General features: G+C 49.8%; 9 protein-coding genes. 3 read left to right on the top strand and 6 right to left on the bottom strand.

What is annotated here, in order from left to right; genetic code table 11:
- Positions 1-16: 16 nt before the first annotated feature.
- The 6 genes from ACTHMC_RS04660 to ACTHMC_RS04635 form a co-directional block, all read right to left on the bottom strand.
- The gene (locus ACTHMC_RS04660; protein WP_440411259.1) at positions 17-6,133 is read right to left on the bottom strand and encodes an alpha-2-macroglobulin family protein; all 6,117 of its coding nucleotides are present in this window, start codon (positions 6,131-6,133) and stop codon (positions 17-19) included.
- Between the two features lie 218 nt (positions 6,134-6,351).
- A complete protein-coding gene (locus ACTHMC_RS04655) occupies positions 6,352-7,560 on the bottom strand; it encodes a T9SS type A sorting domain-containing protein (protein WP_440411257.1) in 1,209 nt (402 codons plus the stop codon).
- 185 nt (positions 7,561-7,745) lie between these two features.
- Entirely contained in the window at positions 7,746-8,621 is an 876-nt protein-coding gene (gene sucD, locus ACTHMC_RS04650) for a succinate--CoA ligase subunit alpha (protein ID WP_440411255.1), read from the bottom strand.
- 64 nt (positions 8,622-8,685) lie between these two features.
- Positions 8,686-9,495, bottom strand: a complete 810-nt coding sequence (locus ACTHMC_RS04645) for an ABC transporter ATP-binding protein (RefSeq protein ID WP_440411253.1) — start codon at positions 9,493-9,495, stop codon at positions 8,686-8,688.
- 11 nt (positions 9,496-9,506) lie between these two features.
- The gene (locus ACTHMC_RS04640; RefSeq protein WP_440411252.1) at positions 9,507-10,247 is read right to left on the bottom strand and encodes an MlaE family ABC transporter permease; all 741 of its coding nucleotides are present in this window, start codon (positions 10,245-10,247) and stop codon (positions 9,507-9,509) included.
- A 58-nt stretch (positions 10,248-10,305) separates the two neighbouring features.
- A complete protein-coding gene (locus ACTHMC_RS04635) occupies positions 10,306-12,636 on the bottom strand; it encodes an NADP-dependent malic enzyme (protein WP_440411250.1) in 2,331 nt (776 codons plus the stop codon).
- 260 nt (positions 12,637-12,896) lie between these two features.
- Here ACTHMC_RS04635 and ACTHMC_RS04630 point away from each other — a divergent pair, with 260 nt between their 5' ends.
- The 3 genes from ACTHMC_RS04630 to ACTHMC_RS04620 form a co-directional block, all read left to right on the top strand.
- On the top strand, positions 12,897-13,730 hold the full coding sequence (locus ACTHMC_RS04630) for an ABC transporter ATP-binding protein (RefSeq protein WP_440411248.1): 834 nt from the start codon (positions 12,897-12,899) through the stop codon (positions 13,728-13,730).
- A 32-nt stretch (positions 13,731-13,762) separates the two neighbouring features.
- A complete protein-coding gene (locus ACTHMC_RS04625) occupies positions 13,763-14,605 on the top strand; it encodes a hypothetical protein (RefSeq protein ID WP_440411246.1) in 843 nt (280 codons plus the stop codon).
- 18 nt (positions 14,606-14,623) lie between these two features.
- Positions 14,624-14,768 (top strand): GntR family transcriptional regulator (locus ACTHMC_RS04620; protein WP_440411286.1); only part of this gene is annotated, 145 nt, incomplete at its 3' end.

Raw genomic sequence — 14,768 nt, 5'->3', positions numbered from 1 at the left:
AATTATGTAGCGCCGGTTATTTTTCCACCACAACTTTAACTCCTTCTGAATGTGAAGTGAATTCCGGTGCGTACATGCACTGGATAGTGGTGATGCCGTTGCTGAAATTACCGGTATGCGTTACAAACATGGGATACTCAAACACCCATGTTCCCTTGCGCAGCGCACCGAAGAAGAAATTGGTGCTGGCATCTTTGGTGCTCTCGTAGTAACCAAGACCGCCCTGGTAACGGTAGCCGCTGAGCACATTCACGGGCTCCATGCAGCTGGCGCGCATGTCTTTCATGTGCACATACTCCATATCGCGGTCAACACGCAGTTCAATTCTCACTTTGATCTTGTCGCCCACTTTAAGGATATCGCCTTCATTCACGGGGGTGAGCACGGGACCGGTGGCTGAATTCTTCTCAACGAAGAGTTTTTTCTGGAGGTTCAGTGGCGTGGCGGCATGGGTGATCTTGTCCAGGTTCTCGAAATACTGCCAGTATACGGCCCCCCAGCTGGGTGCAGCATTGTTGGCGGCATTGCTTACAGTAACCTTGATATTGCCCATGGCAGGTTTCACCTTGCTGCCTTCGATCACTTCCTTGAAGTAACCGGTGCCGGCTTCCTGGTTGGCCTCATTGCTTTTTATGGTCTGGCTGCCCAGCTTTACCTGTACTTCAGGCGTGGAAGCCAGCCAGTTATTACCCTGGAGCAGGAGTGCGTATACTGCATCAGCAGTGGCTTTGGTAGTGCGCCAGTTCTGGGTTTGCTTTTGTTTCAGCAACCATGTTTTGGCGTCTTCCACGGCTTTGGTGTCGTTGTTCACTTCTTTGAAGGCTTCAATGAGCAGGGCCTGCTTTTCAATGGGCGCCTGGTGCCAGTAATAACCGTAACCGGTATTGGCTTCTTTCCAGTACATGCCCATTTCTTCGTTCACGATGGCATTCTCTTTGAGAGAGGCCATGATGGCTTTTGACACGGTTTTGTCGCCGGTGCGGTTCAATGCAATGGCAATCATGCCCTGCATGTACCTGCTTTGTTTCAGCCAGAACTGCTGTGCCTGTTTTCGATAGTAATCATATGCTTTTTTGCTGGCGGCAGGGATGGCCAACTCAGCATAAAAGCTGCGCATATAGAGGTACTGGATCTGCGTATACCCGAGATTGTTATCTGTGAGTTTCACCTTGTTCTTCACCAGGTTGTCATAATCCTCTTTGATCTTTTTATCGAGGTAGGGAACGATGGTGCTGATCAGCGACTGCATGCCATCGGTATTGGCTGGCAATGCCTTCAGTTGTCTCAGTCTTCCGATGCCGGTAGCAATGTACTGGGTGATATAACGGTCATCAGGTCCGCCTTTGAACCAAACGAATCCGCCATTGCTGCTTTGCAGGTCTTTCAGTTTATTGAAAGATGATTGCAGTTCGGTGCTCATGCGCACCATGTCGAACAGCAGGCCGATCTGTTTTTTCTGTTTGGTCTCGTCCTGTGCCTGGAGCACCCAGGGTGTTTCCTGCAGCAGCACTGATTTCAGTTCTTCATTCTTCATCAGGTTGCTGAGCAGCGCGGCAGTATCTGTATTCTTCCAGCGCTCGAAAGTAGCTTTCAGCGTGGGTGTTGAATTGGCGATATTGGTAGCAAGCGCATTGGCATAATAACGGTTGAACAGTTGTTCTGCGCACTCGTACGGATACTCCATCAGGTAAGGCAGAGATTGTACTGCATACCAGGCTGGGTTGGTAGTGAATTCAACGGTCAGGCTCTGGTGACCCAGGGTTTCGCTGTTGCCGCTTTGCAAGAGTTTGGCGAAGCTGAAATCCTTGCTGCCATTGCCACGCACCTGGAGCGGCAGGCTCTCAGTTACCAGCATACGGTTGCTCACTACAGGCAGGATGGCTTCTTCGCCATCAGACCAGGTTTGATCTCCGCCTTTGCCTTCGGCCACTATCCGGTAGGTGAGCGGACGGTTATATTGATAAGGTATCAGCATGGAGAAAGAAACAGGGGTGCTTTGTCCGGCTGCCACCGTGAAGAACTGGTTTGGCATCACATTGTTGAACCAGCCATCAACGGATTGATTGGTGGACGGATCGATGAGCAGCAGTTTTACCTGTCCGGAAAGCTCCGTGGAGCTCAGGTTCACGATCTTGGTGCTGAAATCGATACGGTCGCCTTCGCGAAGGAAACGCGGTGCATTGGGTTGTACCATCAGTTCTTTCTGTGTGATCACATTTTTTGTGCTGTATCCGAATGCGAGTTCTTTGGTATGCGCCATGATCATCCATTTCCAGCTGGTGAGCGCTTCGGGCATAGTGAAAGTGAATTCAACATTGCCATCGGCATCCGTCTGGAGCCCGGGAAGGAAGAAGGCGGTTTCGTTGAGGTTGGTGCGGACAGAGGGTTGGGCAGCAGTGGAGGCATTACCTCCGGCAGTATCTTCCAGCTTTTCAAACTTTTCATCTTTTACAACTACAGAACCGGTCATGGCTGTTTTCTTTACCATTCCTTCACTATCCTCGCTGAAAAAAGCTGCGTCTTGAGAAACCGCTGGTGCAGCAGCTGCCACTTCACGCGCTGCCATATTTCTCATCCTCATCTGTTTCGGAGCTGCGCCAGGAATACCTCCTCCGTATTGGTCCCACACAGTTTCCAGTGCATCATATTCTTTAGAGAAGCTGGCATAATCGGTACTTACATCTTTGAAGATGCCATTCACCTGCGTGAAATTGCTTCTTCCATTCCATGATTTGTTCATGTAAAGCATGGAGTACAGGGAAGGCGTATTCCATCCGTGCGGTGCAAACTGGTCCAGTGACGCATCGTACATGGCAGTGAGCATTTCTGCGGCTACCTTTTCATTCTTTGATCCGCTGATCTTCACTTTCCATTTCTCCTGGCTGCCGGGCAGGGTCTTGTCGCGGAAGGTCTCGTAAGAGATTTTCAGTTCCTTATTAGTGTAAGGCACAGCAAAAGTTTCGCTGGTGGTGTAGAATCGGTTGTTCTTCACAAAAGCTATCAGTACGCCGATATTGCCACGGTCATCTTCCATCACAGGCAGGGTATATGATTGCCTGTTCTGCGCAAGCGTTACAAAGTCTTTATTCGATCTGTCATCTTTACGGATGGTTTCGCGGATAATGAATGCTTTGCCCAGGTTGGACTTGATAGCATACTGAATGCTCTGGCCTGGTTCGTATGATTGCCTTTTTGTTTCGATCTCAACATAGGCATCCGGGCGCAGATCAGTGGCCGCGGTCAGCAGTAAATACTTTTCAGCTTTTACATCTTCGCCATACTTGTCTTTGGTAGTTACCACCATAACATACCAGCCTGCGGGCAGTTTAAGTTTGCCGGCAGCAAATTTGCCATCGGTGCTGGTGGTGTCAGTGATGCTGAGCACACTGGCGCCGCGTTGCCATTTGGCAGGCAGGTTCTCATCTTTATAAATATCATTAGGGAACAGTTTGTGGAAATCCTCTTCTGAAAGAACAAACTCATCGGGCTGGCTCCAGTAACGGTTGCGGAACTGGCGTTGTGGCGCAATCAGGGGATACGCATTGAGCGTGACACTTGCTTTTTCAAAGGCGCCACCGAGGTTGCTGCTGAACACTTTCACCTGGGAAAGACTGTCGGCCGGTAGTTCTTTTGCAGCATCGATATTGAGTACCAGGGCCTGATAGGCCACGCTCACGCTGGTATTGGCGCTGCGTGTTTCTCCATTGATATCTGTAACATCTGCACTCACTTCATACACAAACTGAGGCATCGATTTTTTGTCGGCACTGTTATCCGGTTGTGCAGTAAAGCTCACTTTGAATTTACCATTCACATCCGTGGTGGCAGTTCCATTGGTGATCTCCACTTCATCCCTGCTGGCAGGAGGCCAGATCTTGGGCATGTAGTAATCATAGTAGAAAGGATATACGGTGCGGCGCACCACCCGATAGTTCACGGCAGCGCCATCGATATTGTTGCCTGCGTAAGCTTTTGCCAGGCCTTCCACCGTGATGGTTTCATTGAGGCGGTAAGTGCCGGCGGGCTGCGCGATGCTCACTTCAAACTTCGGGCGCTTGTATTCTTCCACGCTGAAGTTCACATCGGATTTGGTAAGCGTGTCCACGATCCTGAAATTGCCGTTCAGCAATCCGGTAGGAAGGGTGAAGCGCGCATTGTAAGATCCGTAAGCATTGGAGGTCACGGCAACGCTGCTCACTTTTTGCCCGTTTGCATCCAGCAGGTCGAGCTGGGTGGTTCGGTTGGTGATGATATTGGAACGATTGGCTTCCGTAGTCCTGTTCACCAGGATCCCTTTCACATAAATGATCTGTCCGGGCCTGTAGATGGCGCGGTCTGTGAAGAGGAAGGTGGATTGATATTCTTTTGTTTTATTATCGTACGGATTGTAATTACCATTGTACTGGTATTCCTGGATGGCCAGGTGATCTTCCGCTGTTGTCAGCTCGATGCGGTACTGGTTATCATCCCTGGTCTTTGATTTGGTCACGGTGAATGCGCCGTACTGATCGGTAACAAATTGTTCACCTCTGCGTTCCAGGTATTTGCCTGATTTATAATCATAGTACCGGTTCCAGATCTGAACGGCAGCGCGGGCAACAGGTTCACCGCTTTGCCTGTTCAGCACGTGGTGATTGTGTTCGCTGGTGATATAAGCGAGATTGGATACGTAGAAATGCTGTGCAGCCACAGGTTTATTCAGCGTGAAATCATCAGGGCTTACCAGCAGGATATATTTGCCCACCGGTAATCCTGCAACAGGTATTTCGGTTGTGTGTTCCTGATAGTCTTTTGTATCCGGTAATTGCTGCGTGAACGTTTTGAATGCAGGCATGGCGATCAGTTTCTTCCAGTACTTTTCTTCCCACTGGTTGCCTTCCAGCTCATCGGGCTTCTTTTCATCCACCTTGATGATGCGCGCCTGCATATTGGTGATATTCCTGAAAGTGACCAGGGCTCTGAAATTCTGTGCGGGCAGGTTCACCAACTCGGACTGCATACGAAGTACGGGGCGTTTGATCTGTTGCAGCAGGTTGTAACTGTTGCTCCTGCCTTCGGAGGCGGTTTTGTTTTCCAGCACCTGGTTAAGGATGCTGACAGCTTTCACGTAGTCAAAACGATGAGCCGTGTCTGTCTGGCTGTTATACCTGGCGGCCAGGTTGTAGTAATAAGCTGCTTTCAGGTACAGGGCCTGTGCTGAAAAAGGCTGATTGCCGTATTTGGAAATGAGTTTGTCGAGGGTTTGCAGATAGAGCTCATCCTTATTGGGCATGGTGCCGTAAGTGTGCGCAAATTCAATACGGTCGATATCTGCATCTACCAGGGCATCCGGCTTTGCATCATTGAGATGGAATTGCAGGAGACGCTGAAAGAGCTGCAGTGCTTTGAATTGATTCGATTGCTCATCTTTTGTCTGGAACTTAGCGTTAACAAAAGTATTCACATCGGCAAGTGCTTCGGGTTGATTGATCTCGAAGAGAAAGGCCGGGCGGGTGATATTGCGATCGTCTGTTTTGAAATAATCCAGAGCACGATGGGCGAGCAGGTCAAAAATGGTAGGGCGCAGATAGCGCACATTGCCTTTGCGGATCAGTGCATCATAGCCCTCGAGTTTTGTTTGTTGCAATTGCTTTTCTGCTGAAAGGGAGGCCAGGTAAAGCTCGCCGGTCTTTTTATGGAAATCATCTGCGGACCAGGTGTTCACATCTGACTTTACAAAGTTCACGGTGGCGCTGCGGTTGCGGAGCTTCCAGCGTAAATTATTATAGGTCTGGTAATAAGCGCTGGCAGCAAGACTTTGCAGGATCGCGCGGGTATTGCCCGTGGTGGCTGCAATTTCTTTTTCGAGCTCGGCAAGTCCTGTGCTGCTGGCATCCTCTTCTTCCAGTTTGGAGCCTTTGAGCGCCAGGCGGTAAGTGAGGGCTTTCACCTGCTGCGGTTCATTCTTTTCCTTCTTTGCCAGTTCATAGATCTTATTCACTTCTTTGAGGGCGGACTCGGTAAGGCCGCTCTGGTTCATCAGTGAATCAACTTTTTTCCATTGTTTGTTGTACTGATTCATTTTTTGTGCTGTAGTGGTTAAGGCCAATAAAAAGAACAGAGGCAGGATGCACAGGATTTTTTTCAGCAACATGCATTCAAATTTTGTACAAGGTATTAAATCTGGTTCAGAACCTTTTGTCACCAAATTATTGTGTGCGGGCTGGTTCATTTCGCTCAAAAGATGCTTCATTGAAAAGTATTGCATATCATCAAATGTTAAAACAGTCAATGGCCCCATGTAAAACGCCATTACAGTGCAAACATGGGGCCATTGCTGTTGCCGGGACCGTTTATGCTTCAAGCGATATTTTATCGCTTCAGAAAAACTTCTACAATATTGTCGTTCTCATAATCGAGCACCAGGAAATACTGGCCTGCGCTGAGCTGGGCCGTATTGAGCCTGAACTGGTTGAATCCCTGCACCGTGGTAACGGTATTGGTCTGAAGGATCTTACCTGCAAGACTTCTGATGCTCACCTGCGTTTTTACGCTGCCGGTACCTGTCCAGTCCACTGTCAGTTCATCTCTTACCGGGTTCGGATACAGGTTGTTCAATGTTATACCGCTGTTACCGGAACGTACGCTGATGGTTTTAGAATAAACGGAGTTGCCATACCTGTCTACTATCCTTAACCGGTAGTAGGTTCTCCTGATCACCGGGCCGGGGTCTGTATAACTGTACCGGCTCAGTGAACCGGCTGCGCCCTGGGCGTTGACGGTGCCTGCATTGGCGAAGTTCATGCCATCCAGGCTCCTGTTCACTTCAAAGTAACTGGCATCGAGCTCCATATCGGTTGTCCAGTTCAGCAACACACTCGGCTCCTGATAGGTAGCTGTAAAGGAATTCAGCGGATTGGCATATTGCTGTAATACCGGCGATGCACAACCGTTATTCACCATTCTTACACTCAGGCTTTTACCATCAACCGGTTCCGGGAAAAGGTAGAAGTCGCCATCCGCCGTTGCCTTACCTCCTGTGCCTGACTTCCACGTGTAACCGGAATAACAGGCTGCCTGTCCGTTCACCGCGAGGGTGACAGTTTTAATGGTGTCAACGTTGCTTTGCGCCAGAAAACTGGGACTTTCAGGCTCCGGCACATTCCTGTAAAGCAGGTATACCACACCGTATTGCGTACAGAGCGATGAAAAATCATACACCATATCAACGGAATTGGACATGAAGATGATCACCGGCGCCCCTGCGGGAATGACTGCGCCATCGTCCACCACGGTTACACAGCCACCTGTTGGTACTACGCCGTTATTGGCAGCGAAATCGTCGTCATTGGAAGGGGTAATGGCGCCATTGGCAGGCAGGATGATATTGAGATCATTCACATTGAGCGGGGTGGTGCCATTGATAAGCACAATGAATTCGTTGCGGTTCTCCTGTACACCTGTGCCGCAGCCATTGGCCATAATACCGGCGATGCGGGGGCACTGGTCAGCGAGGCGCGATTGCGAGTTGACAGAATAAAATGACAGGCTCAGTATGAGGAGCAGGTGAAATTGCTTCATTGTAATATGGTTTTGAAGCGGCGTCGGGGGAGGCTGATCTAATTTACGACAATTCTTTGGTGTTTTTGTGGGGGCCGCGGTGGGGTATGTTTCTCAACCGCGTTCCATATCCCTTCTGCAGCTATAAAAGAAAAAGGATGAGCCGGTTTCCCAACTCATCCTTCTAACATATTTAAAGCTTACACTTACTTCTTGATAACCTTCGCCATAGTAGCACCAAGATCCGCCGGGCTCTTCACCACGGTGATCCCGCACTCAGCCATGATCGCCATTTTGGCTTCCGCAGTATCTTCAGCACCACCTACGATGGCACCTGCGTGACCCATTCTGCGTCCGGGAGGAGCAGTCTGACCAGCGATGAAACCTACAACAGGTTTCTTGTTGGGTTGCTCTTTGTACCAGCGTGCGGCTTCAGCTTCCATACCGCCACCGATCTCTCCGATCATTACTACAGCTTCTGTTTCAGGATCGTTCATGAACAGTTCCAGCGCTTCGCGGGTAGTGGTCCCGATGATGGGGTCGCCACCGATACCTACGGCTGTGGATACACCCAGACCGGCTTTGGCCACCTGGTCGGCTGCTTCATATGTGAGGGTACCGGATTTCGATACGATACCGATCTTTCCAGATTTGAATACAAAACCAGGCATGATACCTACTTTGCACTCGCCCGCTGTGATCACACCAGGACAGTTAGGCCCGATCAGCCTTGTTTTGGTGCCCTGCAGGTACAGTTTGGCTTTCACCATGTCCTGAACAGGAATACCTTCCGTAATACAGATCACCAGCGCGATTCCGGCCTCTGCGGCTTCCATGATCGCATCTGCTGCGAATGCAGGGGGAACGAAAATGATGGAAACATTGGCGCCAGTTTCCTTAACCGCATCAGCTACGGTGTTGAAAACGGGCCTGTCGAGATGGGTTGTACCGCCCTTATTGGGGGTTACGCCGCCCACAACATTGGTTCCGTATTCGATCATCTGCACAGCGTGGAAAGTGCCTTCCGTACCGGTAAAGCCCTGCACCAGTATTTTGGATTGTTTATTCACTAAAATGCTCATAGCGGGAATTTAAAAGTTGGGCAAAAGTAAGGGAATTGAGGCAAGATGGAAAGGGATGGGCTGGTTATTTGATCAGCTCGTCCATATTCCTGTTGTTATCGATCTTGCCGGTTTGTTCCAGCATCCGCATGTCTTTGGCGTCTTTCAGGAACTCGGAGGCAAAGATGAACTCATTCAGCAGCTCGTTTTTGCTGAAAATGATTTCTTTGTTATTTCCTTCCCATTCCTTCACCCCTTTGTGCATGTAAATGATATGGTCTCCGATTTCCATCACGGAGTTCATATCATGCGTGTTGATGATGGTGGTGATATTATACTCCTTGGTGATCTCATTGATGAGTTTGTCTATCACCAGGGAGGTCTGCGGATCGAGGCCGGAGTTGGGCTCATCGCAGAACAGGTATTTGGGGTTGAGCACTATCGCCCGTGCGATGCCCACCCTTTTTTTCATACCGCCTGAGAGCTCGGCGGGAAATTTCTTGTTGACGTCTTTGAGGTTCACCCTTTCCAGTACTTCGTTCACCCTTTGCAGTTTCTGCTGGTAACTGTCAGTAGTGAACATATTGAGGGGGAACATAATGTTTTGCTCAACGGTCTGGCTGTCGAACAGGGCGGAACCCTGGAAGAGCATTCCGATCTGCTTGCGGATCTCCTTGCGGGCCTCATCGTTCATATCGATGAAATCCTCTCCGTTATAGAGGATCTCGCCACTGTCAGGGGTAAACAGACCTACCAGGCATTTCATGAAAACCGTTTTACCGCTGCCGCTGGCGCCGATGATGAGGTTACATTTCCCGGCCTGCATGGTCACGCTCACATCATTGATGACCGTTTTATCGCCAAATCCTTTTTTTACATTTTTTACTTCGATCATGCCAGGGGAATTTATTGTAACAGCAGGGCTGCCAGTACATAGTCTGCAAATAAAATGGCTACACAGCTTACTACTACGGCCTTGGTGCTGCTACGGCCGATCTCCAGTGCACCCCCCTCCACATAATAGCCATAGTAGGCTGGTATGCTGGAGATGATGAATGCGAATGTATAGGCCTTGATCAGTGCAAAAAAAACGTTGTAGGGCTGAAAGCTGCCGAGGAGGCCCTTGTCATACTGGGCAGCGGAAAGCACGCCGGAAGCCACACCGGCCAGGCGGCCGCCGTAGATGCCCAGGGCCATGGAGATGGATACCAGCAGGGGGATCATGATCAGCGCGGCCAGTATCTTCGGCATCACCAGGTAGGCCTTGGTGTTGATGCCCATGATCTCCAAAGCATCTATCTGTTCACTCACGCGCATATTGCCGAGCTCACTGGCAATCTTACTGCCCACCACACCGGCCAGTACAATACAAACCAGGGTGGGAGAGAACTCCAGGATCACAGTGTCACGCACGATCTGCGCAATGGTTGATTTGGGGATAACCGGGCTTACCAGCTGGTAAGCTGTCTGTAACGCGGATACTGCACCCATAAAGAAGGAGATGATGGTCACAATGCCGAGGGAACCGATCCCGATCTCCACGCATTGGTGCATAAGCTCCTTCCAGTACATCTTCCCGTTTTCCGGTTTGGAAAACATGCCTCTGATCATCAGGAGATAACGGCCGAATTCTGTAAATAACGTCATAGCTACAATTCTATACGGGTGTCAATAACCGGCTAAAATTACTACTTTATTGGTATGCTTACTTTTTGTTCCGCTTCCACCAGGGAGATTTCCTTACGGCTTCCTCACTGGACTTCCCACATTTCAGCTGGGCATCGATCACGGTAACCAGGGCCATATTATAGATACTTCTCACGCTGCTGCCCAGTTGCAGTACATGCACCGGCTTCTTCAGTCCCAGCAGGATCGGTCCGATGGCATCGGCCCCACCTACTTCCTTCAATAAATTATATGCCACGTTACCTGCCGCCAGGTTGGGGAAGATCAGGGTATTCACCTCCTGGCCCACCAACTCGCTGAACGGATAGTTCTCACGGAGGATATCCTGGTTGAAGGCCACACTGGCCTGCATTTCACCGTCCACCATCAGGGTAGGGTCCTTCTGTTTGATGATCTCCCGCGCCTTGCTCATGAGACGGGCTTCCGGGCTGTCGCTGCTGCCGAAATTGCTGTAGCTCAGCAGGGCGATGCGCGGAGTGAGGTTGAAGTTACGCACTTCCTTGGCCGCCATCAGCGTAATTTCCGCCAGTTCTTCCGCTGTGGGATTGAAGTTCACGGTGGTATCAGCCATAAAGAGAGGGCCCTTCTTGGTAAGTAACAGGTACATACCCGCGATCTTCTTTACATTATCCTCGGTTCCGATCACCTGCAGGGCAGGACGGATGGTATCAGGATAATTGCGGGTAAGACCGGAGATCATACCATCTGCCTCGCCGGTTTCCACCATCATGCAGCCGTAGTAGTTACGGTCTTTCATGATTTTGGCGGATTCATATTTATTGATGCCGCGGCGCGAGCGTTTTTTGAAGAACAGCTCCCCGTACTCTTTTCTTTTTTCTTCCTGGTCATCATTGCGTGGATCGATGATCGGCAGTTCGTCGATATCTATCTTGTTGTTTGCAGCAATTGTCTTGATCTTCTTCTCATCACCTAACAGGATAGGATAAGCGATCCCTTCGTCATAAGCGATCTGCGCGGCTTTCAGGATCTTCAGGTTGTCTGCTTCTGCAAACACGATGCGTTTGGGATCCTTGCGGGCCTTGCTGCCTAGCACGCGCATCACCTGGTTGTCGAGGCCAAGACGCTTGTTCAGTTCTATCGCATAATCATCCCAGTTAGGAATGGTGGTCTGGGCCACACCGCTCTCGATGGCTGCCTTTGCTACCGCCGGTGAAACCGTGGCCAGGAGGCGGGGATCGAGTGGCTTGGGGATGATATATTCCGGTCCGAATACGATATTTTTTTCATTGTAGGCAGTGTTCACGATGTCTGGCACCGGCGTTCTTGCCAGTTCAGCCAGCGCACGTACTGCAGCCAGTTTCATGGCTTCGTTGATCTGTGTGGCGCGTACATCCAATGCTCCGCGGAAGATGAAGGGGAAGCCCAGTACATTGTTCACCTGGTTGGGAAAATCACTGCGGCCGGTGGCCATGATGATATCTTTACGTGCAGCGGTGGCTACATCATAAGCGATCTCTGGATCAGGGTTGGCCATGGCAAAAACAATGGGGTTCTTTGCCATGCTCTTCACCATCTCTTCTGTAACTACATTGCCTACACTGAGACCGATGAACACATCGGCATCTTTCAGTGCGTCTGCCAGGGTGATGCCCACTTTGTCTGTGGATGCAAATTGTTTCTTGTCGCCTTCCAGGTCTGCACGGTCCTTATGTAACACACCTTTGCGGTCGAACATCAGGAAGTTTTCCGGGCGGGCACCCAGGCTTACATATAATTTGGCGCATGCCATGGCTGCGGCACCGGCGCCATTCACCACAAAGCTTGCTTTTTCTATTTTCTTTTTCTGGATCTCCAGCGCGTTCAGGAGGGCGGCAGCCGAAATGATGGCAGTGCCATGCTGGTCGTCGTGCATTACGGGGATCTTCATTTCCTCGCGCAGCTTCTGCTCAATGTAAAAACACTCGGGGGCCTTGATATCTTCCAGGTTGATGCCGCCGAAAGTGGGCTCCAGCGCTTTTACGATCTGAACGAATTTCTCGGGGTCCTTTTCGTTGATCTCGATATCGAATACGTCGATGTCTGCAAATATTTTGAACAGTACACCCTTTCCTTCCATCACGGGCTTACCGGCTTCAGGGCCGATATCACCCAGACCAAGAACGGCGGTTCCGTTGCTGATCACAGCCACGAGATTGCCTTTTGCAGTATACTGGTAAACTTTTTCGGGGTTGGCGGCAATCTCCTTGCAGGGTTCCGCTACGCCGGGAGAATAGGCGAGGGAGAGGTCGCGCTGCGTCTTTGCTTCTTTGGTTGGTACAACTTCGATCTTGCCTGGTCTTCCTTTGGAATGGTATTCCAGGGCTTGCTCCCTGATGAGTTCTTTTTTCATAAACTTCTTTTAATCAGGCAGTTAACGGTCTGCTGGTGAGTTTTAGTACATGACAATGCGGTTTAATAAGAGATCTCCTCAACCAGTGGCCCTGCCAAAAACAGGTTTGCAATGTACATCATTCCGTTCATCCGGCTTTTTCCGGGTAAAAAATAAAACGCTGTTGGTACTCAAATAAAAACTTCCAAAAAACTTGCAGTGCTACTGTAATATTTTTATGTTTGGGTGTACTATTGAAGTAGTACACTAAAACAGTTAACATGATCAAGGTCCAAAACCTGCATTTCTCATACCGGAAAAAGAAAGTGTTTTCCGGCCTCGACCTGCAACTGCAGGCCGGTCATATTTACGGATTGCTGGGCAAGAATGGAACAGGCAAGAGCACCTTGCTGCGGAACATTGCCGGCCTCCTGTTCCCCGATCAGGGCTCCATAGACGTGCTGGGTCATCAGCCCGGCAAGCGCAAACCCGCATTTCTCCAGGAAGTGTTCCTGGTGCCGGAGGAATTCCATCTCAGCAATATTCCATTGCACCACCTGGTGAAATACCAGAGCCCCTTTTATCCGCGGTTCAGCGTGGAGCAATTCAACAAATACATCGCAGAGTTTGAGATCCCTTCAGACAATAAACTGGCGGACATGAGTTATGGTCAGAAGAAGAAAGTGCTGATCAGTTTCGGGCTGGCCAGCAATGCCAGTGTGCTGCTGATGGATGAGCCTACCAACGGGCTGGACATCATCAGCAAGAGCCAGTTCCGCAAGGTAATGGCAGGCGCGCTGGACGATAACAAGTGTATGGTGATCAGTACGCACCAGGTGAAAGACCTGGAGAGCCTGATAGACCGGGTGACCATTATAGATGAAGGCCGCATTCTTTTCGACCAGACCATCGAGGCTATCAGCCGCAGGCTGCAGTTCTCCGTGAGCTTTGATCCGGAGGAAGTGAAGCAGGCCATTTATTCAGAGGCTTCGCTGCGTGGGCATTCCGTGATACTGAAGAATGAGGGTGGAGAGGAAGGAAGGCTGGACCTGGAGCTGCTGTATAAAGCGATTGTGCTTAACCGTGAGCAGGTACAGAAAGCCTTCGCTGCTTAATCATTATCCTTCAATCAACGAAAAAATAATTCATGAATCAGGTTTTTGATTTTACAAGATTCCGGTTGCTGGTTATAAGGCACTGGATGGAGAACAGACAACGATATCTGTTGTCGCTGGGGGCCATTGCGGGGTTACTGATCCTGTGGTTCGTTTTCATTTTTCTGATGGGAGAAGGGCGCTGGAGCCCGGAACCGGATTTTCAAACCGGTACTTATTACTTCGCCCTCTTCGTTGCGGGCAGTTTGTTTGCCAGTTCATTGTTTGCTCCGCTTGCTTCGAAAGGGAAGGGCATCAATTATCTCAGCGTACCCGCCTCGCACCTGGAAAAACTACTGGTATCCCTCCTGTATGGGTTTATCATATTCTTTATCTGCTTTACAGTAGTGTTCTATGCAGTGGACTGGCTGATGCTGCAGATCATGAACCCGATAGCTGCAAGCAATTTCAAGCCCTATGATCCTGCCGAATTATTCAAGCCTGAACCTTTAGCCAACGTCTTCAGATTTGATGTGAACCGCATCGATGGAACTCCTTTAGTGATATATATACTGATGGGTTATTTCGCTGTTCAATCGGCTTTCATGGCAGGCTCCGTGTTCTTTAAAAAATTCAGTTTCATTAAAACCGTGCTGGCTGTTCTGGTGATCGGATTTGCCTACTGGCTGGTGATGTACATCATTATTGTTTCCATGCTGCCTGAAGGCGGCTTCCGGGATGAGCTTGCCTACTTCCGGGTAAGAGCTGAGGGTAACACAGGATCGGTGAAAGTACCTGCCTGGATGATCACTGCCTGCAAGGTATTCTTTGTGTACTGCATCACGCCATTGTTATGGCTGGCATCCTGGTACAGGCTGAAAGAAAAAGAGATCTGATCGCTAAAAAAAATCATTATGCAATTCCGCGAATCACAAGCAATATATCTCCAGATAGCAGATTATGTGTGCGAACGCATCCTGCTGAAGGAATGGAAACCGGAGGAACGAATTCCATCGGTAAGGGAAATGGCTGTGCAACTGGAAGTGAACCCCAATACAG

The organism is Pseudobacter sp. (genome assembly GCF_051955275.1).
Lineage (GTDB): Bacteria > Bacteroidota > Bacteroidia > Chitinophagales > Chitinophagaceae > Pseudobacter.
This window is presented reverse-complemented; position numbering and strand designations above follow the sequence as displayed.